Origin of the sequence: Burkholderia sp. BCC1640 (assembly GCF_902833125.1) — a bacterium.
Taxonomy (GTDB): domain Bacteria; phylum Pseudomonadota; class Gammaproteobacteria; order Burkholderiales; family Burkholderiaceae; genus Burkholderia; species Burkholderia diffusa.
In genome coordinates this window covers 44740-62944 of record NZ_CADFEF010000028.1, presented here as the reverse complement: position 1 = coordinate 62944, position 18205 = coordinate 44740, and the positions used below count along the sequence as shown (strand labels likewise).

18 protein-coding genes and 1 pseudogene are annotated in these 18205 nt (G+C 68.5%); 11 read left to right on the top strand and 8 right to left on the bottom strand.

Annotation, left to right across the window (positions count from 1 at the left end):
- Window positions 1–251: 251 nt before the first annotated feature.
- Window positions 252–1628 carry a nucleobase:cation symporter-2 family protein gene (locus HWX25_RS25945; protein ID WP_059527937.1) on the bottom strand — a complete coding sequence of 459 codons (1377 nt, stop codon included), beginning with the start codon at window positions 1626–1628 and terminating at the stop codon, window positions 252–254.
- Between the two features lie 450 nt (window positions 1629–2078).
- On the opposite strand from HWX25_RS25945, the gene HWX25_RS25940 reads away from it, so the two are divergent.
- The 3 genes and pseudogenes from HWX25_RS25940 to fghA all read left to right on the top strand — a co-directional run bounded on the left by HWX25_RS25940 (window position 2079) and on the right by fghA (window position 4611).
- Entirely contained in the window at window positions 2079–3515 is a 1437-nt protein-coding gene (locus HWX25_RS25940) for an FGGY family carbohydrate kinase (protein ID WP_175911263.1), read from the top strand.
- Window positions 3516–3651: 136 nt separating this feature from the next.
- Window positions 3652–3747 (top strand): annotated as a pseudogene (locus HWX25_RS33510) (alcohol dehydrogenase); the annotation flags it as partial.
- 15 nt (window positions 3748–3762) lie between these two features.
- Window positions 3763–4611 carry an S-formylglutathione hydrolase gene (gene fghA, locus HWX25_RS25930; RefSeq protein WP_059690604.1) on the top strand — a complete coding sequence of 283 codons (849 nt, stop codon included), beginning with the start codon at window positions 3763–3765 and terminating at the stop codon, window positions 4609–4611.
- A gap of 28 nt (window positions 4612–4639) precedes the next feature.
- Here the strand turns inward: fghA and HWX25_RS25925 are convergent, their stop codons facing one another.
- From HWX25_RS25925 to HWX25_RS25900, 6 genes are all read right to left on the bottom strand, one after another.
- Window positions 4640–4918 carry a hypothetical protein gene (locus HWX25_RS25925; RefSeq protein WP_175911259.1) on the bottom strand — a complete coding sequence of 93 codons (279 nt, stop codon included), beginning with the start codon at window positions 4916–4918 and terminating at the stop codon, window positions 4640–4642.
- Window positions 4915–5337: a DUF2778 domain-containing protein gene (locus tag HWX25_RS25920; RefSeq protein ID WP_347879265.1), complete on the bottom strand. Its 423-nt coding sequence runs from the start codon at window positions 5335–5337 to the stop codon at window positions 4915–4917. The genes HWX25_RS25925 and HWX25_RS25920 overlap by 4 nt, the downstream gene beginning before the upstream one ends.
- Before the next feature lie 171 nt (window positions 5338–5508).
- Window positions 5509–6294: a metal ABC transporter permease gene (locus HWX25_RS25915; RefSeq protein WP_175911255.1), complete on the bottom strand. Its 786-nt coding sequence runs from the start codon at window positions 6292–6294 to the stop codon at window positions 5509–5511.
- Window positions 6287–7174 carry an ABC transporter ATP-binding protein gene (locus tag HWX25_RS25910; protein ID WP_059820335.1) on the bottom strand — a complete coding sequence of 296 codons (888 nt, stop codon included), beginning with the start codon at window positions 7172–7174 and terminating at the stop codon, window positions 6287–6289. The genes HWX25_RS25915 and HWX25_RS25910 overlap by 8 nt, the downstream gene beginning before the upstream one ends.
- A 13-nt stretch (window positions 7175–7187) precedes the next feature.
- On the bottom strand, window positions 7188–8102 hold the full coding sequence (locus HWX25_RS25905; protein WP_175911253.1) for a zinc ABC transporter substrate-binding protein: 915 nt from the start codon (window positions 8100–8102) through the stop codon (window positions 7188–7190).
- Window positions 8103–8150: 48 nt separating this feature from the next.
- A complete protein-coding gene (locus tag HWX25_RS25900; RefSeq protein ID WP_059527909.1) occupies window positions 8151–8612 on the bottom strand; it encodes a Fur family transcriptional regulator in 462 nt (153 codons plus the stop codon).
- Between the two features lie 327 nt (window positions 8613–8939).
- On the opposite strand from HWX25_RS25900, the gene HWX25_RS25895 reads away from it, so the two are divergent.
- The 8 genes from HWX25_RS25895 (at window position 8940) to ugpC (ending at window position 17278) form a co-directional block, all read left to right on the top strand.
- Window positions 8940–9716, top strand: a complete 777-nt coding sequence (locus HWX25_RS25895) for an L-iditol 2-dehydrogenase (protein ID WP_059820333.1) — start codon at window positions 8940–8942, stop codon at window positions 9714–9716.
- Between the two features lie 72 nt (window positions 9717–9788).
- Window positions 9789–10745 (top strand): sugar kinase, encoded by a 957-nt coding sequence (locus tag HWX25_RS25890; protein WP_175911294.1) that lies wholly within the window; start codon window positions 9789–9791, stop codon window positions 10743–10745.
- Window positions 10733–12085 (top strand): D-tagatose-bisphosphate aldolase, class II, non-catalytic subunit, encoded by a 1353-nt coding sequence (locus HWX25_RS25885; protein ID WP_175911251.1) that lies wholly within the window; start codon window positions 10733–10735, stop codon window positions 12083–12085. The genes HWX25_RS25890 and HWX25_RS25885 overlap by 13 nt, the downstream gene beginning before the upstream one ends.
- Window positions 12086–12160: 75 nt before the next feature.
- Window positions 12161–13486, top strand: a complete 1326-nt coding sequence (locus tag HWX25_RS25880; RefSeq protein WP_175911249.1) for a sugar ABC transporter substrate-binding protein — start codon at window positions 12161–12163, stop codon at window positions 13484–13486.
- A 102-nt stretch (window positions 13487–13588) separates the two neighbouring features.
- Window positions 13589–14536 (top strand): sugar ABC transporter permease, encoded by a 948-nt coding sequence (locus HWX25_RS25875; protein ID WP_059527898.1) that lies wholly within the window; start codon window positions 13589–13591, stop codon window positions 14534–14536.
- The gene (locus tag HWX25_RS25870) at window positions 14533–15384 is read left to right on the top strand and encodes a carbohydrate ABC transporter permease (RefSeq protein WP_175911247.1); all 852 of its coding nucleotides are present in this window, start codon (window positions 14533–14535) and stop codon (window positions 15382–15384) included. Before HWX25_RS25875 ends, HWX25_RS25870 begins: the two co-directional genes overlap by 4 nt.
- On the top strand, window positions 15381–16109 hold the full coding sequence (locus HWX25_RS25865; RefSeq protein ID WP_175911245.1) for an HAD family phosphatase: 729 nt from the start codon (window positions 15381–15383) through the stop codon (window positions 16107–16109). The genes HWX25_RS25870 and HWX25_RS25865 overlap by 4 nt, the downstream gene beginning before the upstream one ends.
- A 59-nt stretch (window positions 16110–16168) precedes the next feature.
- Window positions 16169–17278 carry a sn-glycerol-3-phosphate ABC transporter ATP-binding protein UgpC gene (gene ugpC, locus HWX25_RS25860; RefSeq protein ID WP_059528326.1) on the top strand — a complete coding sequence of 370 codons (1110 nt, stop codon included), beginning with the start codon at window positions 16169–16171 and terminating at the stop codon, window positions 17276–17278.
- Between the two features lie 13 nt (window positions 17279–17291).
- Here ugpC and HWX25_RS25855 read toward each other — a convergent pair whose 3' ends face one another.
- Window positions 17292–18176, bottom strand: coding sequence for a LysR family transcriptional regulator (locus tag HWX25_RS25855; protein ID WP_175911243.1), 885 nt, complete (start codon window positions 18174–18176; stop codon window positions 17292–17294).
- Between the last annotated feature and the right edge of the window lie 29 nt (window positions 18177–18205).

Genomic DNA, 18205 nt, shown 5'->3' with positions numbered 1-18205 from the left:
AAGGCGGGCAGGGGCGGGCGACTGCTCCGGTTCGCTGAAGTCGCGGTCTCCGGGATGCGACGACGCCACGGACGAAAGTCCGTGGCGTTTTTTTTCGGCCGGTTTGGGTAAGCAGCGACCGCGGATCGTCATCGCCGGCGCTACCGCTATCGTCGCCCAATCACTCGCCACAAAGAAAAACGCCACGGCAAGCCGTGGCGTTTTTCCTCTCCCGTATCGCGCCATGCTCCGGCGCATCCGGGTCGGATCGATCAGTGATGCGCGTCGGCCGGGCGTCCGTCGAAGTCGTGCCCTGCGCGGCGGATTTCGCAACGTGCATCCTTCTCGCCCTTCACGCCGTTGAACACGATGTTCAGGATCACGGCGGAGGCGGACGCAAGCAGGATGCCGCTGTGCAGGATCGGTGCGAGCGCGGGCGGCAGCTTCGAGAAGAAGTGCGGTGACACGACCGGCACGAGGCCCATCCCGACGCTCACGGCGACGATGAACAGGTTGTGCGAGTTGTTCACGAAGTCGACCTTCGACAGCACCTTGATGCCGTTCGCGGCCACCATCCCGAACATCACGATGCCCGCGCCGCCGAGCACAAACGGCGGCACCGAGGCGACGACCTGCGCCATCTTCGGGAACAGGCCGAGCAGTACCAGGATCACGCCGCCCGTCGCGCAGACGTACCGGCTCTTCACGCCCGTCACGCCGATCAGGCCGACGTTTTGCGAGAACGACGTATGCGGAAACGAGTTGAAGATGCCGCCGATCAGCGTGCCGAGGCCGTCGACGCGCAGGCCGCGCACGAGGCGCTCCTGGTTGACCGGACGATCGACCATGTCGCCGACCGCGAGGAACATGCCGGTCGATTCGATGAACGTGACGAACATCACCGTGACCATCGTCGCGATCGACAGCGGGTCGAAGTGCGGCAGGCCGAAGTGGAACGGCATCACGAAGCCGACCCACGGTGCGTGCGCGACGCCGTCGGTATTCACGCGGCCGATCGCGAACGCGATCACGAAGCCGGCGACGATGCCGAGCAGCACCGAGATGTTCGCGAGGAAGCCGCGGCCGAACTTGTTGATCAGCAGGATCAGCGTGAGCACGAGCAGCGACAGGCCGAGGTAGACGGGGCTGCCGTATTCCGGATTGCCGACGCCGCCCGCCGCCCAGTTGATCCCGACTTCCATCAGCGACAGCCCGATCACCGCGATCACGGTGCCGACGACGACCGGCGGGAAGAACCGCAACAGCTTGCCGATCATCGGCGCGAGCACGATGCCGATGATGCCGGCCGCGATGGTCGAGCCGAAGATGTCGAGAATGCCGAGGCCGGGGTTGGTGCCGATCGCGATCATCGGGCCCACGGCCGCGAACGTGCAGCCCATGATGACGGGCAGGCGGATCCCGAAGATCCACAGGCCGAGCGTCTGGATCAGCGTGGCGATGCCGCACGAAAACAGATCGGCGCTGATCAGGAACGCGATCTGGTCTTTCGGCAGCTTCAGCGCGCCGCCGACGATAAGCGGCACGGCGACGGCGCCGGCGTACATGACGAGGACGTGCTGGAGACCAAGCGTTACAAGCTTGCCGGTCGGCAGCACCTCATCGCACGGATGGACCGTGTTCGATTGCATCTGTCTCACTCCATGATCTTGTTTTCGGGGTGATACGAAGTTATGCGGAATGGAACATCGCAACAAGAGCGCTGGGTTCTATTCCGTTCTTTGCTGGTTCGATATGCCATTTCGGCATGAAACAGGGTGTCGATCATCGGGAAACGCCGCTGGAGTGAGGTTCCCCGGTTTTATAGCCCTTCAAAATAGTGCAGGCCCCCATGTCAAATATCGGCGGCTTTATGGTGTGTATCGCGACCGCGGCATAGTGGAAAAAACGACCGGCGGAAAATCGCGCCGGGTTAACCCGCTGGCGGGCGTTTTGGCACGCTATGTGCGGCCGGGTGAAACCGGGCGTGCGCGGCTTCGTTTTATCGCGTCGCCAGCGCGTCAAAATCGCCGCGCAAATCGAGCCGCATGTCGCGATCCCGCTATCATCGATATCCGTTTATTCGAATACGCCAACCCGTCATGCGCCTGCTCGGAATCGACCTCGGTACCGGCTCCGTCAAACTCGTCACGCTCGATGCCGATGGCGTCGAGCGCGCGGTTGCGAGCGAACCCTATGCGTTGTCGTCGCCGCAACCCGGCTGGGCTGAAATTGCCCCTGACGTGTGGTGGCAGGCGCTCGTGCGCGCCGCTGCGCGACTGCCGGCCGATGAGCGTGCGCAGGTCGCGGCGATCGGCTTCTCCGGCCAGATGCATGGCGTCGTGCTGATCGATGCGGCCGGGCAGCCGGTGCGGCCCGCGCTGTTGTGGCCCGATACGCGTGCGGCGCGCGAAGCGGACGCGGCCGACTGGCCGGGCGCGCCGAATCCCGTCGCGCCCGGCATGGGGGGCCCCCTGTTGCGCTGGGTGGCCGCACACGAACCGCAGGCGTTGCGGGACGCACGCTGGGCCGTGCAGCCGAAGGACTGGCTGCGCGTCGCGCTGGGCGGCGAGGTCGCGGCCGATCCGAGCGACGCATGCGCGACCGCGCTCGCGACGCCGGACGGCGCGTGGGACACGGCGCTGATCGACACGCTCGGCTTGCCCGTCGACCGGTTCGCACCGGTGCGGGCGTCGGGTGCGCGCTGCGGCGTGCTCGATGCGAAGGCGGCGGCGGCACTCGGGCTGCCGGCCGGCGTGCCGCTCGCGACGGGGGCGGCTGATACCGCGTGCGCGGCGCTCGGCAGCGGGCTCGTCGCGGCCGGCGACGCGTTGCTGACCACCGGCAGCGGCGGCCAGATCGTCGTGCTCGCGGATGCGTTGCCGCCCGCACGGCGCGGGCTGCACCGTTATCGCACGGCGGCTGGCGGCGGCTATTACACGATGGCCGCGATGCAGAACGTCGGGCTCGCGCTGGAAGCCGTGCGCGGCTGGCTCGGCTATCCGCGCTGGCCGGATGCGTACGACGACGCGTTTGCGCAGCCGGCGTCGGCGCGGCTCTGCTTCCTGCCGTACCTGACGGGCGAGCGTTCGCCGTGGATGAATCCCGACGCGCGCGGCGGCTGGCTCGGTCTCGGCCTAGGCGACACGCGCGGCGCGATGATGCGCGCCGCGTTCGAGGGCGTCGCGTTCGCGTTGCGCGCGGGGCTCGATGCGATCCGCGATGCGAATCGGGCCGATCCGGTGACGACGTTGCGCCTCGCCGGTGGCGGCTCGGTCGATCCGCGCTGGCGCCAGTTGCTCGCGGATGCACTCGGCGCGTCGCTCGACGCGGTCGATTGCCCGAATGCCGCGACGCGCGGTGCCGCGCTGCTCGCGGGGGGCGCGATCGGACACTGGCGCGACGACGCGCTGCGTACGCTGGCGCCGACCGCGTCGCCGGTCGCCGCCCCGCACGACGAGCGCGCGCTGGCCGCACGCCATGCGCGTTTCGTCGATCTGTATGCGCGAACGGATGCGTGGTTCACGACCGGCGTTTAAACTCGGGCACGTGTCCTGTCGGGACAGCGGTGACGCGTCGCGGCAAGGCGGCGGCTATTTCCAGCACGCGACGGGCGGCGGGATCGGGGATCATGACGGGCACGCCACGGTATCGCCGTGTCACGCGGCGCGGCTCGACCTGATCACGCACGTGCTGCCGCTCGAGACGCTCCACGGCGCCGCCGACCCGATGAAGAAGGGCGAATCGATTCGCCAGATCGTGCTGTATTGAACGGAAGGGAACCCCATGCTCGAACTCGTTTCTTCGCATGCTTGCCACGGTGGCGAGCAACGCTTCTATCGCCACGATTCGAAGGCGATCGGCCTGCCGATGAAGTTCTCGGTGTACCTGCCGCCGCAGGCGGCGCACGGTCGCGTGCCGGCGCTGTTCTATCTCGCGGGGCTCACGTGCACCGAGGAGACGTTTGCGATCAAGGGCGGCGCGCAGCAGTACGCGGCGCAGCACGGCCTCGCGCTCGTGATGCCCGATACGAGCCCGCGCGGCGCGGGCGTGCCGGGCGAGGCCGATGCGTGGGATTTCGGCGTCGGCGCGGGCTTCTATGTCGACGCGACGCAAGCGCCGTGGTCGACGCATTACCGGATGGAGTCGTACGTGACGGGCGAGCTGCGCGAGCTCGTCGCGGCCGAGTTGCCGATCGACGGCGCGCGGCTCGGGATCTTCGGCCACTCGATGGGCGGGCACGGCGCGCTGACGCTCGCGCTGCGTCACCCCGACCTGTACCGGTCGGTGTCGGCGTTCGCGCCGATTGCCGCGCCGACGCGTTGCCCGTGGGGCGAAAAGGCGTTCTCGGGGTACCTCGGCGATGATCGCGAAGCGTGGAAGCAGCACGACGCGAGCGAACTCGTCGCGCGCGCCGATGCGCCGAAGTTCGCGGACGGCATCCTCGTCGACCAGGGCCTCGCCGACCAGTTCCTCGCGAACCAGCTGAACCCCGACGTCTTCGAAGCCGCGTGCGCGAAGGCCGGTCAGCCGCTGACGCTGCGCCGTCATGCGGGCTACGACCACGGTTACTACTTCATCTCGACGTTCATCGCCGATCACGTCGCGCATCATGCGCGGGTGTTGTCACGTTAGTGCGGCGAACCGGCCACGCTATCCCGCATCAGCGAGTGGCGTGGCGCTCCGACTTTCGCAGCAGGCGCAAGGCGAGCCATGTCGCCGGTATCACCACCGCAAGCGCTATCAGCAAATGCACGACGATGACGAGATCATCGCCCGCCTCGCCGTCCCAGAAACCGGGAACATGCGTGAAGAGCCAAACCCACGCGCGATCGGGCATTGGTAGTGCGAACGACGCGTGAGTGAGGCATAGCCTCGCAAGCGACACGGATGCCACGAGTACCCACGCGGTGACTGCGGCTCGGTACACGATTCGCTTCATTTGACGGTAATCGTGCCGTATGCCCGCACGGAGGAGCCGGCGATCGGAATGGGCTTCTGCGCGGTCAGCAAGTCTTTCAGTCGTGCGTAATCGATCGTCGATTCGATGGTCACGCATCCCCTGCTGATTCCCTGCACGCCTTTGGGGTGAAGGCGAAAACTTCCGCGTCTGACGTCGTCGCAAAGTACGTAATCGTCGATGTTGTCGTCGGCGGCGTAGAGCGCAAACCAGTCTCTCTTGTCGCTGAAGAGTTCTCGCAGCGGGCCCAGCATGCCGCCGGTTGGTCGATCGACGATGTAGTAGCGGCCTGGCGGAATGGCGCCTTCACCGACGAGGCACGACGACGAGCGGCGATTGCGGTGACGCGTGCTGCCCGAAAAGGCTGGAAAGGACATGGCGCCGCATTGCAGACGACTCATGTCCTGATCGTTCAGATCGAATGTGCATTCGAGCATGGCAGGTATGGCTCAGCCGGAGTGGGGGCTGAACATCCTGCCATGGTCAATGTGGCGCGCGCGATCGGATTGGTCCGAAAATATCGGGTGCGCCGACGTGCACGGTTGCGAGGCATGCCGAGAACCGGCTGAACGTCATGTGCGTCGCCGCAACAGGCTCGCGCCATACACGAGTGCGGACAGCGCGGTGATCCAGAAGCTCGTCGGCCAGTCGGTGTGATACGCGAGCGTGATCCCGGCCCACGCTTCGAACAGCGCGAACAGCGCGGCGAGCAGCACGCCGGTCGACAGCCGCGTCGACACGTTCTGCGCGGCCGCGGCCGGCCCGACCAGCAGCGTGAACACGAGCAGCACGCCGACGATCTGCGTCGCCGCAGCCACCGCGAGCGCGCACACCGCGAGGAACAGCATCGACACCGTGCGCAGCGACACGCCCTTGGCTTCGGCCAGTTCGGGCTGCAGCGACGCGAACAGCAGCGGCCGCGCGATCAGCGCGAGCGCGACGAGGCTCACCGCGCCGATGCCGGCCAGCACCGCGAGCGTGTCGTGGTTGACCGCGAGCACGTTGCCGAACAGCAGTGCGGTGACCTGCGTCGCGAACGACGTGTAGAAGTGCAGGAACAGCAGGCCGAACCCGAGCGCGCCCGACAGGATCACGCCGATCGCGACGTCGCGGCCCGCGAGCCGTTCGCCGAGCGCGCCCATGCCGATGCCAGCCGCGAGCGTGAAGCCGACCATCCCCCAGATCGGCGAAATGCCGAGCAGCACCGCGCCCGTCGCGCCGGTGAAGCCGACGTGCGACAGCGCGTGGCCGGCGAAGGTTTGTCCGCGCAGCACCAGGAAGTAGCCGACGATGCCCGCGAGCACCGCGACGATCCCCGACGCGGCGAACGCGTTGATCATGAAGTCGTATTCAAACATCGTGCGAATGCCCCGGATGAGCGTGTCCGTGGTGGTGGTGGTCGTGGCCGCCGCCGCCGTGCGAGTGGCCGTCGTCGTCCTCGTGTTCGTGATCGTGCTTTTCGATTTCGACGTCGCCCGACATCACGAAAATCTTGCCGTTCACGCGCATCACGTCGATCGGCGAGCCGTAGAGCCGCGACAGCACGGGCTTGGTGATGACCTCGTCGACGGTGCCGAGCGCCGCGACGCCGTTGCCGAGATACAGCACGCGGTCGAGCGCGTTCAGGAGCGGATTCAGTTCGTGCGCGGAAAACAGCACGGTGATGCCGAGTTCGCGCTGCACCTTGCGCACGAGTTCGACGACGCCTCGCTGGTGGTTCGGGTCGAGGCTGATCAGCGGTTCGTCGAGCAGCAGCAGCTTCGGGTTGCCGAGCAGGCACTGCGCCAGCAGCAGGCGCTGCCGCTCGCCGCCCGACAGCTCCGACAGCGGCCGGCGCGCGAGCGTCGGGCCGCCGACGAGGTCGAGCACGCGGTCGACGTCGCGCCGCGTCGCGGCGTTCGTGTGCGGCAGCCCCCAGCGGTGGCCGTCGGCGGCCATCGCGACGAAGTCGTAGCCGCGCATCCGGCGATTCGCGAGGCCGCTCCTGATCTGCGGCATGTAGCCGATCGACGCGTTGCCGCGTGCGACCGGCACGCCGCCGACCGACAGCGTGCCGCCCGCGACGGGCACGAGACCGAGCACTGCGCGCATCAGCGTCGTCTTGCCGGCGCCGTTCGGCCCGAGCACGCCGACGAATTCGCCGGGTTCGATCGAGAAACTCACGTCGCGAAGGATCGTGCGTCCGCCCAGTTCGAGCGTGACGCGATCAAGTGCGAGTGCGTGGGGAGTGTCGGTCATGGCGTTGCGTGAGTCATTTCTTGCTGGCGGACAACGCGGCGGCGAGCGCGTCGAGCTGGCCGGCCATCCATTGCTGGAAGGTCTTGCCGGCCGGCTGCGTCTCGGTGACGCTCACCCCCGGCACGCCGCTGTCGCGGGCGATCTTCAGCAGGCGCTTGGTCATCGGCGCTTCGGCCTGGCTGTTGTAGATCAGCACGCGCACCTGCTTCTTGCGCAGGTCGTTCTCGAACGCGGCGACGTCCTGCGCGCTGGCTTCGGTGTCGTTCATCGTCGCGAGCTGGAAGCGCTGGTTGCGCATGTCGAGGCCGATCGCGTCGGACATGTAGCCGAACACCGGCTCGGTGGCCGTCACCGGCACGCCCTTGTATTGCGTGCGCAGCGCGGCGACCTTGTCGTCGACGGGCTTCAGCGACGCGATGAACTTCTGCAGGTTCGCTTCGTAGTCGGCCTTGTTCGCCGGATCGGCGCGGCCCAGCTCGGCTGCGATCGCGCGCGCGGCGGCCGGCATGGTCGCCGGGTCGTACCACAGGTGCGGGTTGTCGCCGGCTTTCTTGCCGACGAGATCCGCGACGACGATCGTCGTGCGCTTCGCCTGCTTCGACGCGCCGAGCAGCTTGCCCATCCACGGATCGTAGTCCGCGCCGTTGTAGATCACGACCTGCGCGTGCTGCAGCGCGCGCGCGGTCTTCGGGCTCGCTTCGAACAGGTGCGGATCCTGATCGGGATTGCTGAGGATGCTGGTCACCGCGACGTGGCGGCCGCCGATCTGCGATGCGACGTCGCCATAGAAATTCTCGGCGGCAACCACGTTGACGGTCGCGGCCTGCGCGAAGGCAGGCGCGGCGATCGACAGCGCGGCGGCCGCGGCGGCGAACAGACGGGCAAGCGGCAGGGCGCGCCGCGGCGCGCGCTTCAGGGCAATAGGCATGAAACTCCTCGTTGGAAGGGGCGGCGCGTGCGCCGCGCGTGTGCGGTGTCAGCGTTGCGCGGGCTTGCCCTTGCAGTGCCCGCACAGGCCGTTCAGCTCGACGACCTGGTGGTGGACTTCGAACCCGTGCGCGGGTGCGCTCGCGGACAGCTGTTTCGCGAGGTCGCTGCCCGGAATCTCGACGGTCTCGCCGCACGAGTCGCAGATCAGGAACTGGCCTTCGTGCGGCACGCCGATCTCGCAGCATGCGAAGAACGCGTTCTTCGATTCGATCCGGTGGATGAAGCCGTGCTCGACGAGGAAATCCAGGGCGCGATAGACGGTCGTCGGCGGCACGCGGCCGCGCTGCGGCTCGAGCTCGGCGAGCAGGTCGTACGCGCCGATCGGGCGCTGCGCGGCCAGCACGCGTTCGTAGACCTGGCGGCGCAGCGGCGTCCACGCGAGCCCGTGCTCGGCGGCGAATGCGTCGGCCCGGGACAGCCGGGCGTCGATGGGCGATGAGGTGGCCATGGCGTGAAGCAGGCAATGAAACGAAGTATCGCGATGATATAACGTATCTTCTCGTCGTGCAGCCCGAATTCCGCCCCGGGGCTGGCTCCGTCCCCTTCATCGCCGTTTCAGCCGCGCCGCACCCAGCGTGCCGCGCCTTGCCGCGCGCGGCTCCCCACGCGACGCGCGGCGCGATCGTGCCGCAGCGCATCATCGAAAGCCGCCGTGCCGCCTTGACAGCGTGAATCGCGTATCCGATCATTCGACCAACAACAGAGCAATTGATCGGTCGGCGAGCGTTCGCTCACCTCGCTGCCTTCGCACAGCAGAACGAACCGGAGACAACCAGTGAGACTGGAAGACAAGGTCGCGATCCTGACGGGCGCGGCAAGCGGCATCGGCGAAGCGGTCGCGCAACGCTATCTGGACGAGGGCGCGCGCTGCGTGCTGGTCGACGTGAAGCCCGCGAGCGGTTCGCTCGCACGGCTGATCGAGGCGAACCCCGGCCGCGCGGTGGCCGTCACCGCGGACGTCACGCGCCGCGACGATATCGAGCGCATCGTCGCGACCGCCGTCGAGCGCTTCGGCGGCGTCGACATCCTGTTCAACAACGCGGCGCTGTTCGACATGCGCCCGATCCTCGACGAATCCTGGGACGTGTTCGACCGGCTGTTCGCGGTCAACGTGAAAGGGCTGTTCTTCCTGATGCAGGCCGTCGCGCAGCGGATGGTCGAGCAGGGCCGCGGCGGCAAGATCGTCAACATGTCGTCGCAGGCGGGGCGTCGCGGCGAGGCGCTCGTTTCGCACTACTGCGCGACCAAGGCCGCTGTGATCAGCTACACGCAGTCGGCCGCGCTCGCGCTCGCGCCGCACCGGATCAACGTGAACGGCATCGCGCCGGGCGTGGTCGACACACCGATGTGGGAGCAGGTCGATGCGCTGTTCGCACGCTACGAGAACCGGCCGCTCGGCGAGAAGAAGCGGCTCGTGGGCGAAGCCGTGCCGCTGGGCCGGATGGGCGTGCCGGGTGACCTGACCGGCGCCGCGCTGTTCCTCGCGTCGGCCGACGCCGACTACATCACCGCCCAGACGCTGAACGTCGACGGCGGCAACTGGATGAGCTGAAATGGCGCCGCTCGCACGCGCAACCCGGGCGACCGCGCCGCGCGCGGCCGCCGCCGCACGAGGGCACGCATGATGGCCGAGATCGTCGTCGCCGGCGAACTGCTGGCCGAATTCGTCGCCGCCGAGCGCGGCCAGGGCTTCGACACGCCGGGCCTGTTCGCGGGGCCGTTTCCGAGCGGCGCGCCGGCGATCTTCGCCGACCAGGCCGCGCGGCTCGGCGCGCGCGTCGCGTATGCGGGCTGCGTCGGGCGCGACGCGTTCGGCGACGCGATCGTCGCGCGGCTCGAGAGGGACGGCGTCGACGTCGCGCGCATTCGTCGTGTCGCGCGTCCCACCGGCACCGCGTTCGTCGCGTATCGCGACGACGGCTCGCGCAGCTTCGTGTTCAGCCTGTCGACCAGCGCGGCCGCCTGCGTCGATGCATCCGACGTCGACACTGCGATGTTCGATGGCTGCCGCTACTTCCACGTGATGGGCTCGTCGCTGACGAGCGAATCGGCGATCGCGGCGGTGCAGCGCGGCGTGATCGAAGCGGCGCGAGTCGGCGCCAAGGTGTCGTTCGACCCGAACGTGCGGCCCGAGATGCTGAGCTTTCGTCCGATGCGCGCGGCGCTCGACACGATGCTCGCCGCGTGCCATCTGTTTCTGCCGAGCGAGGCCGACCTGCCGTTCTTCTGCGGGCCGCAGCCGGCCGAGCGCGCGATCGCGGGGCTGCTCGCGACGCATCCGCTGCTCGAGCGCGTCGTGCTCAAGCGCGGCGCGGCCGGCAGCGCCGCGTTCGACCGTGCGAGCCGTGTGGACGTGCCGGCCTGGCCGGTCGACGAAGTCGATCCGACCGGCGCCGGCGACTGCTTCGGCGGCACGTTGGTCGCAAGCCTCGTCGCCGGCCTGCCGATCGACGTCGCGCTGCGCCGCGCGAACGCGGCCGGCGCGATCGCGGTCACGCGGCGCGGCCCGATGGAGGGCAACAGCAGCGCGACGGAAATCGACCGCTTCCTGACCGAACGAGGTGTCGCATGTCCGGCCTGACCCCCGTCGCCGAACGCCCGCGCAACGCGCACGCCGACACCGTGCTGCGGATGATCTTCGACGCGAACCGCGCGGATGCGCAGCGCGGCATCTATTCGGTCTGCAGCGCGCACCGGCTCGTGCTGGAGGCCGCGTGCGAGGCCGCGCGCGCGGACGGCTCGCCGCTCCTGATCGAGGCGACCTGCAACCAGGTGAACCATCTCGGCGGCTACACGGGCATGACGCCCGCCGATTTCCGGCGCGACGTCGACGCGATCGCGCAGCGCTGCGGGCTCGCGCCGTCGGCGCTGGTGCTCGGCGGCGACCATCTGGGCCCGAACCCGTGGCGGCACCGCCGCGCGGCCGATGCGATGCGCGAAGCGGCCGCGATGGTCGCCGCATACGTCGAAGCCGGCTTCGAGAAGATCCACCTCGACGCGAGCATGGCGTGCGCGGACGATCCGGCGCGGCTCGACGACCGTACCATCGCCGCCCGCGCGGCCGAGCTGTGCCGCGCGGCCGAAGACGCGGCCGCGCGCGCCGGCGTCGCGCCCGTCTACGTGATCGGCACCGAGGTGCCGACGCCGGGCGGCGAAGTGGCCGGCGACACGGGCGGCGATGCGATCGCGCGGATCGCGGTCACACGCAGCGACAGCATCGCCGCGACGCTGGACGCGCATCGCGGCGCATTCGCGGCGGCCGGTCTCGACGACGCATGGACGCGCGTGGTCGCGATCGTCGCGCAACCGGGCGTCGATTTCGACGATCGCCACGTGCTCGACTACGACAGCGCGAAGGCCGCGTCGCTCGGCGCGAGCATCCTGCGCACGCCGCGCCTCGTGTTCGAAGCGCATTCGACCGACTACCAGACCGAAGGCGCGCTCGCCGCGCTCGTGCGCGACCACTTCGCGGTGCTGAAGGTCGGGCCCGCGCTGACCTTCGCGTTGCGCGAGGCGCTGTTCGCGCTCACCTTCATCGAGGACGCGCTGATCGACGACGTCGCGCAGCGCTCGCGGTTGCGCGACGTCGTCGACGCCGCGATGCGCGCGCAGCCCGAGCACTGGGCGCCGTATTACCGCGGCGACGAAACCGAGCAGCGGCTCGCGCGCCAGTTCAGTTACAGCGACCGGATCCGCTATTACTGGCTGCAGCCGGCCGTCGCGGCGGCGGTCGAGCAGTTGTTCGACAACCTTGCGCGGCAGCCCGTGCCCGAGACGCTCGTCGCGCAGTGGCTGCCGGACGTGTACGCCGCGTGCCGCGCGGGCGGCCTCGCGAGAGAGCCGCGCGCATGGGTGCGCCACCGGATACGCGACGTGATCGCGCACTATGCGCGCGCGTGCGGGATGCAGCGGCCGGCGTGACGGGCCGCGAAGGAAGCGACGCAATACGCAACACGCAACACCGACGACAGTTCGAACAATCACAGGAGACATGCCATGCAACGAAAGATGCTCGATGCCGCCGCACGCTGCTTCGCCGGAGCCGCGCTCGCGACGGCCGCGTGCGCGGCGTCCGCCGGCACGCTGACGATCGCGACGCTGAACAACCCGGACATGATCGAGTTGAAGAAGCTGTCGCCGGCGTTCGAGAAGGCGAACCCGGACATCAAGCTGAACTGGGTGATTCTCGAGGAAAACGTGCTGCGCCAGCGCGCGACGACCGACATCACGACCGGCAGCGGCCAGTTCGACGTGATGGCGATCGGCACGTACGAGACGCCGCAGTGGGGCAAGCGCGGCTGGCTCGCGCCGATGACGGGCCTGCCCGCCGACTACGACCTGAACGACATCGTGAAGACGGCGCGCGACAGCCTGTCGTACAACGGCCAGCTGTATGCGCTGCCGTTCTACGTCGAAAGCTCGATGACGTTCTACCGCAAGGACCTGTTCGCGGCGAACGGGCTGAAAATGCCCGACCAGCCGACCTACGACCAGATCGCCGAATTCGCGGACAAGCTCACCGACAAGGCGAAGGGCACCTACGGCATCTGCCTGCGCGGCAAGGCCGGGTGGGGCGAGAACATGGCGTACGTGTCGACGGTCGTGAACACGTTCGGCGGGCGCTGGTTCGACGAGAACTGGAACGCGCAGCTGACGTCGCCGGAATGGAAGAAGGCGATCAATTTCTACGTGAACCTGCTGAAGAAAGACGGCCCGCCGGGAGCAAGCTCGAACGGCTTCAACGAGAACCTGACCCTGACCGCATCGGGCAAGTGCGCGATGTGGATCGATGCGACGGTCGCGGCCGGGATGCTCTATAACAAACAGCAGTCGCAGGTCGCCGACAAGGTCGGCTTCGCGGCCGCGCCGGTCGCTGCCACGCCGAAGGGCTCGCACTGGCTGTGGGCATGGGCGCTGGCCGTGCCGAAGACGTCGAAGCAGCAGGACGCCGCGCGCAAGTTCATCGCGTGGGCGACGTCGAAGCAGTACATCGAGATGGCCGGCAAGGACGAAGGCTGGGCGTCGGTGCCGCCGGGCACGCGCGCGTCGACCTACCAGCGCCCCGAGTACAAGGCCGCCGCGCCGTTCTCGGACTTCGTGCTGAAGGCGATCGAGACGGCCGACCCGAACGATCCGTCGCTGAAGAAGGTGCCGTACACGGGCGTGCAGTATGTCGGGATTCCTGAATTCCAGTCGTTCGGAACGGTGGTCGGACAGGCGATCGCGGGTGCGGTGGCCGGCCAGATGACGGTCGACCAGGCGCTCGCCGCCGGGCAGGCCGCCGCCGATCGCGCGGTGCGTCAGGCCGGCTACAAGAAGTAACGCGGCCCGCACCGTGCGCGCCGCCGCGCACGGTGCCCGTCGCCGAAGCAGACAGGCCGGGCGGCCGTTCGCGCCCGCGCCTCAACCGGAGGGACTCCGATCATGCGTCATTTACGTCTTCCCCTGAGCCACGCGCCGTCGGTCGGCGACGCGTCGTCGCCGCCGGGCGCGCCGCGCCGCGCGCGCGGCGGCGCCAGCTGGCTCGTGTCGCCGTCCGTCGCGGTGCTGCTGCTGTGGATGTCGATCCCGCTCGCGATGACGATCTGGTATTCGTTCTCGCGCTACAACCTGCTGAACCCGGACGTGAAGGGCTTTGCCGGGTTCGACAACTACCGCTTCCTCGCGACCGATCCGTCGTTCCTGCCCGCGATCTGGCACACGCTCGTGCTGATCGGCGCGGTGCTCGCGATCACCGTGGTCGGCGGCGTGTTGATGGCCGTGCTGTTCGACCGCAAGTTCTACGGGCAGGGCGTGGCGCGCCTGCTCGTGATCGCGCCGTTCTTCGTGATGCCGACGGTCGCCGCGCTGATCTGGAAGAACATGATCCTGCATCCGGTGTACGGGCTCGTCGCGAACGCGATGCGCGCGCTCGGGATGACGCCGATCGACTGGTTCGCCGACTACCCGCTCACCGCCGTGATCATCATCGTCGCGTGGCAGTGGCTGCCGTTCGCGTTCCTGATCCTGTTCACCGCGATCCAGTCGCTCGACCAGGAGCAGAAGGAAGCCGCGCGCATCGACGGCGCGGGCGCGATCGCGATGTTCTTCTACATCACGCTGCCGCACCTGAAGCGCGCGATCGCCGTGGTCGTGATGATGGAGACGATCTTCCTGCTGTCGATCTTCGCGGAGATCTACACGACGACGGGCGGCGGCCCCGGCAACGCGACGACCAACCTGTCGTACCTGATCTATGCGCTCGGCCTGCAGCAGTTCGACGTCGGCCTCGCATCCGCGGGCGGGATCATCGCCGTCGTGGTCGCGAACGTCGTGTCGTTCTTCCTGGTGCGGATGCTCGCGCGCAACCTGAAAGGGGAGTACGAGAAATGAGCGACCTGACTTTCGAAGGCCGGCGCGCGCCGGCCGCGTTCGACCTCGTGCGGCGTGCGCTGCCCGGCGCGCTCGCGTGGCTGCTCGCGCTGCTGCTGTTCTTCCCGATCTTCTGGATGGCGATCACCGCGTTCAAGACCGAGCAGCAGGCGTACGCGTCGTCGCTGTTCTTCATGCCGACGCTCGACAGCTTCCGCGAGGTGTTCGCGCGCAGCAACTACTTCGCGTTCGCGTGGAATTCGGTGCTGATCTCGGCCGGCGTCACCGTGATCTCGCTGCTGCTCGCCGTGCCCGCGGCCTACGCGATGGCGTTCTTCCCGAACCACCGCACGCAGAAGGTGCTGCTGTGGATGCTGTCGACCAAGATGATGCCGTCGGTCGGCGTGCTCGTGCCGATCTACCTGCTGTGGAAGAACGCGGGGCTGCTCGATACCGTGTCGGGCCTCGTGATCGTGTACACGCTGATCAACCTGCCGATCGCGGTCTGGATGACCTTCACGTATGTCAACGAGATCCCGAAGGACATCCTCGAAGCCGGGCGCATCGACGGCGCGTCGACGTGGCAGGAGATCGTCTACCTGCTGATGCCGATGGCGCTGCCGGGTCTCGCGTCCACCGCGCTCCTGCTCGTGATCCTGTCGTGGAACGAGGCGTTCTGGAGCATCAACCTGTCGAGCTCGAACGCCGCGCCGCTGACCGTGTTCATCGCGTCGTACTCGAGCCCCGAGGGGCTGTTCTGGGCGAAGCTGTCCGCGGCTTCCCTGCTGGCCGTCGCGCCGATCCTGATCGTCGGCTGGCTGTCGCAGAAGCAGCTCGTGCGCGGGCTCACGTTCGGGGCGGTCAAATGAGCGCGGCCAGCGAAGGCGCGCGCGGAAAAGGTGCGGTCGGCCACGGGATGAACGTGCTGATCTGCGATTGCGACGGCGTGCTGATCGACAGCGAGGCCGTCGCCGCCGACGTGATCGTGCGCGAGCTGGACGCGCGCTGGCCGGGCGTCGACGCGCGGCCGGCGGTAATGCCGCTGCTCGGGCTGCGCATCGAGCGCGTGCTGGCCGGCGCGAGCGAGGCGGTCGGCCGCACGCTGACGGCGGGCGACGTCGACGCGATCCGCCGCGCGGTCGAGGCGGCGGCCGTCAACGCGCCGATGGTCGCCGGCATCGATACGGCACTCGCCGCGATCGGTCTGACGACGGCATGCGCGAGCAACAGCTACCGCGCATACGTCGAGGCGGCGCTCACCCGCACCGGCCTCGCGCGCTTCTTCGGCGACCGGCTGTTCTGCGCGGACGCCGTCGCGAGGCCGAAGCCCGCGCCCGACGTGTATCTCGCGGCCGCACGCGCGCTCGGCGCGGTGCCCGCGCAATGCCTCGTCGTCGAGGACAGCGTGACCGGCATCACCGCAGCTGCCGCGGCCGGCATGACCGTGCTCGGCTTCATCGGCGGCGGGCATGCGTCGGCCGCGCAGATCGACGCGCTGCGCGGGATCGGCGCGCGTCACGTATTCGACGACATGCACGAGCTGCCCGGCTACGTCGCGCGCTGGCAGGCGACCGGCGCCGTGCTGCCGAACTAGTACCACGAACGATCGCGCCGCATCGAACGCGGCGCATCACGAATGAACGGAGACAGATCATGGCAAGCGTGCTCCTGCGCAACATCGCGAAGCGCTACGACGACACCGAAGTGCTGCGCAACGTGAACCTCGACATCGCCGACGGCGAATTCGTCGTGTTCGTCGGGCCGAGCGGCTGCGGCAAATCCACGCTGATGCGGATGATCGCCGGGCTCGAGGACATCTCGAGCGGCGACCTGCTGATCGACGGCGCGAAGGTCAACGACGTGCCGAGCGCGAAGCGCGGCATCGCGATGGTGTTCCAGTCGTATGCGCTGTACCCGCACATGACGTTGTACGACAACATGGCGTTCGGCCTGAAGCTCGCCGGCGCGAAGAAGCCCGAGATCGACCAGGCGGTGAAGCAGGCCGCGAAGATCCTGCACATCGATCACCTGCTTGACCGCAAGCCGAAGCAGCTGTCGGGCGGCCAGCGGCAGCGCGTCGCGATCGGCCGCGCGATCACGCGCAAGCCGAAGGTGTTTCTGTTCGACGAGCCGTTGTCGAACCTCGACGCGGCGCTGCGCGTGAAGATGCGGCTGGAATTCGCGCGGCTGCACGACGAGCTGAAGACGACGATGATCTACGTGACGCACGACCAGGTCGAGGCGATGACGCTCGCCGACAAGATCGTCGTGCTGTCGGGCGGCGCGGTGCAGCAGGTCGGCACGCCGAACGCGCTGTACCACGCGCCGGCCAACCAGTTCGTCGCGGGCTTCATCGGCTCGCCGAAGATGAATTTCCTGACGGGCACGGTCGAGTCGACCGATGCGACCGGCGTGCTGGTGCGCTTCGGCAGCGGCGAGACGCAGCGCGTCGCGGTCGATGCGGCCGGGTTGCAGCGCGGCGCGGCGGTGACCGTCGGCGTGCGGCCCGAGCATCTGATGGTGGCGCAGGCGGCAACCGGCGTCGCCGCGCGGACGATGGCCGTCGAATCGCTCGGCGATGCCGCGTATCTGTACGCGGAGTCGGCCGTCGCGCCGGACGGGCTGATCGCGCGGATTCCGCCGCTCGACACGTACCGCACCGGCGAGGCGCTGCACGTGCATGCGCAGGCCGAGCACTGCCACCTGTTCGACGAACACGGACAGGCGCTGCGCCGGCTGAGCCCGCACGCGAAGGCGGCGTGACGGCCGGGCGCGGTCAGATGCGCAGGTGCGCGACCATGTAATCGACGAAGGCGCGCAGTTTCGGCGTCGGATGGCGCCCTGACGGCCACAGGACGTAGATCGGCGTGCGGCTCGCGACGTATTCGTCGAGCACTGCATGCAGCGTGCCGTCGTCGAGCGCGTCGCGCACGAAGAATTCGGGCAGGCACGCGATGCCGAGCCCGCGCTGGGCGAAGCACAGGCGGGTCTCGGCGTTGTTGCTGACCATCGAGACGGGCACCACCGGCGGCGTGCCCGAGCGCGATGCGCGCAACGGCCAGGTCTCGAGCTTGCCGCTGCTCGGGAAACGGTAGTGCAGGCAGCGATGCCGGGCGAGATCGGCCGGCGTGCGCGGCGCGCCGTGCCGTTCGAGATAGCCGGGCGACGCGACGAGGTGCTGCCGGAAATGGCCGAGCAACCGCGACGACAGTCGCGAATCCGTCGGCCGGCCGGTGCGCAGCACCGCGTCGAAGCCTTCTTCGACGACGTCGACGAGGCGGTCGCTGAAATCGATGTCGAGTTCGATCTCCGGATACGCGGCCATGAAATCGGCGAGCAGCGGCAGCAGCAGCGTGCCGATCGTCGGCAGGCTCACGCGCAAGCGCCCGCGCGGCGCTTCGGCGCTGTGCGTCAGTTCCTGCTCGGCCGCGTCGATCTCGGCGATCACGCGCCGACACCGTTCCAGGAAGCGCGTGCCTTCCGCGGTCAGCGTGATGCTGCGTGTGCTGCGGTGGAAGAGCCGCACGTTCAGCCGGGCCTCGAGCCGCGCGATGCGCTTGCCGATCGCGGACGCCGACAACCCGAGCGCGCGGCCGGCCGCGACGAAACTGCGCGTTTCCGCGACCTGGACGAACACGACGAAACCGCCAAGATTTTCCATGCACGTTCCCGATTGCGGACATCGACGTC

Excerpts from the sequence above, each read along its gene's own strand:
- HWX25_RS25890 (WP_175911294.1), top strand. The coding sequence starts at position 9,789 with ATGGCCGAGATCGTCGTCGCCGGCGAACTGCTGGCCGAATTCGTCGCC.
- HWX25_RS25915 (WP_175911255.1), bottom strand. The coding sequence starts at position 6,294 with ATGTTTGAATACGACTTCATGATCAACGCGTTCGCCGCGTCGGGGATC.
- HWX25_RS25945 (WP_059527937.1), bottom strand. The coding sequence starts at position 1,628 with ATGCAATCGAACACGGTCCATCCGTGCGATGAGGTGCTGCCGACCGGC.
- HWX25_RS25870 (WP_175911247.1), top strand. The coding sequence starts at position 14,533 with ATGAGCGACCTGACTTTCGAAGGCCGGCGCGCGCCGGCCGCGTTCGAC.
- HWX25_RS25875 (WP_059527898.1), top strand. The coding sequence starts at position 13,589 with ATGCGTCATTTACGTCTTCCCCTGAGCCACGCGCCGTCGGTCGGCGAC.
- HWX25_RS25900 (WP_059527909.1), bottom strand. The coding sequence starts at position 8,612 with ATGGCCACCTCATCGCCCATCGACGCCCGGCTGTCCCGGGCCGACGCA.
- fghA (WP_059690604.1), top strand. The coding sequence starts at position 3,763 with ATGCTCGAACTCGTTTCTTCGCATGCTTGCCACGGTGGCGAGCAACGC.
- HWX25_RS25905 (WP_175911253.1), bottom strand. The coding sequence starts at position 8,102 with ATGCCTATTGCCCTGAAGCGCGCGCCGCGGCGCGCCCTGCCGCTTGCC.
- HWX25_RS25940 (WP_175911263.1), top strand. The coding sequence starts at position 2,079 with ATGCGCCTGCTCGGAATCGACCTCGGTACCGGCTCCGTCAAACTCGTC.
- HWX25_RS25910 (WP_059820335.1), bottom strand. The coding sequence starts at position 7,174 with ATGACCGACACTCCCCACGCACTCGCACTTGATCGCGTCACGCTCGAA.
- HWX25_RS25920 (WP_347879265.1), bottom strand. The coding sequence starts at position 5,337 with ATGAGTCGTCTGCAATGCGGCGCCATGTCCTTTCCAGCCTTTTCGGGC.
- HWX25_RS25855 (WP_175911243.1), bottom strand. The coding sequence starts at position 18,176 with ATGGAAAATCTTGGCGGTTTCGTCGTGTTCGTCCAGGTCGCGGAAACG.
- HWX25_RS25925 (WP_175911259.1), bottom strand. The coding sequence starts at position 4,918 with ATGAAGCGAATCGTGTACCGAGCCGCAGTCACCGCGTGGGTACTCGTG.
- ugpC (WP_059528326.1), top strand. The coding sequence starts at position 16,169 with ATGGCAAGCGTGCTCCTGCGCAACATCGCGAAGCGCTACGACGACACC.
- HWX25_RS25865 (WP_175911245.1), top strand. The coding sequence starts at position 15,381 with ATGAGCGCGGCCAGCGAAGGCGCGCGCGGAAAAGGTGCGGTCGGCCAC.
- HWX25_RS25880 (WP_175911249.1), top strand. The coding sequence starts at position 12,161 with ATGCAACGAAAGATGCTCGATGCCGCCGCACGCTGCTTCGCCGGAGCC.
- HWX25_RS25885 (WP_175911251.1), top strand. The coding sequence starts at position 10,733 with ATGTCCGGCCTGACCCCCGTCGCCGAACGCCCGCGCAACGCGCACGCC.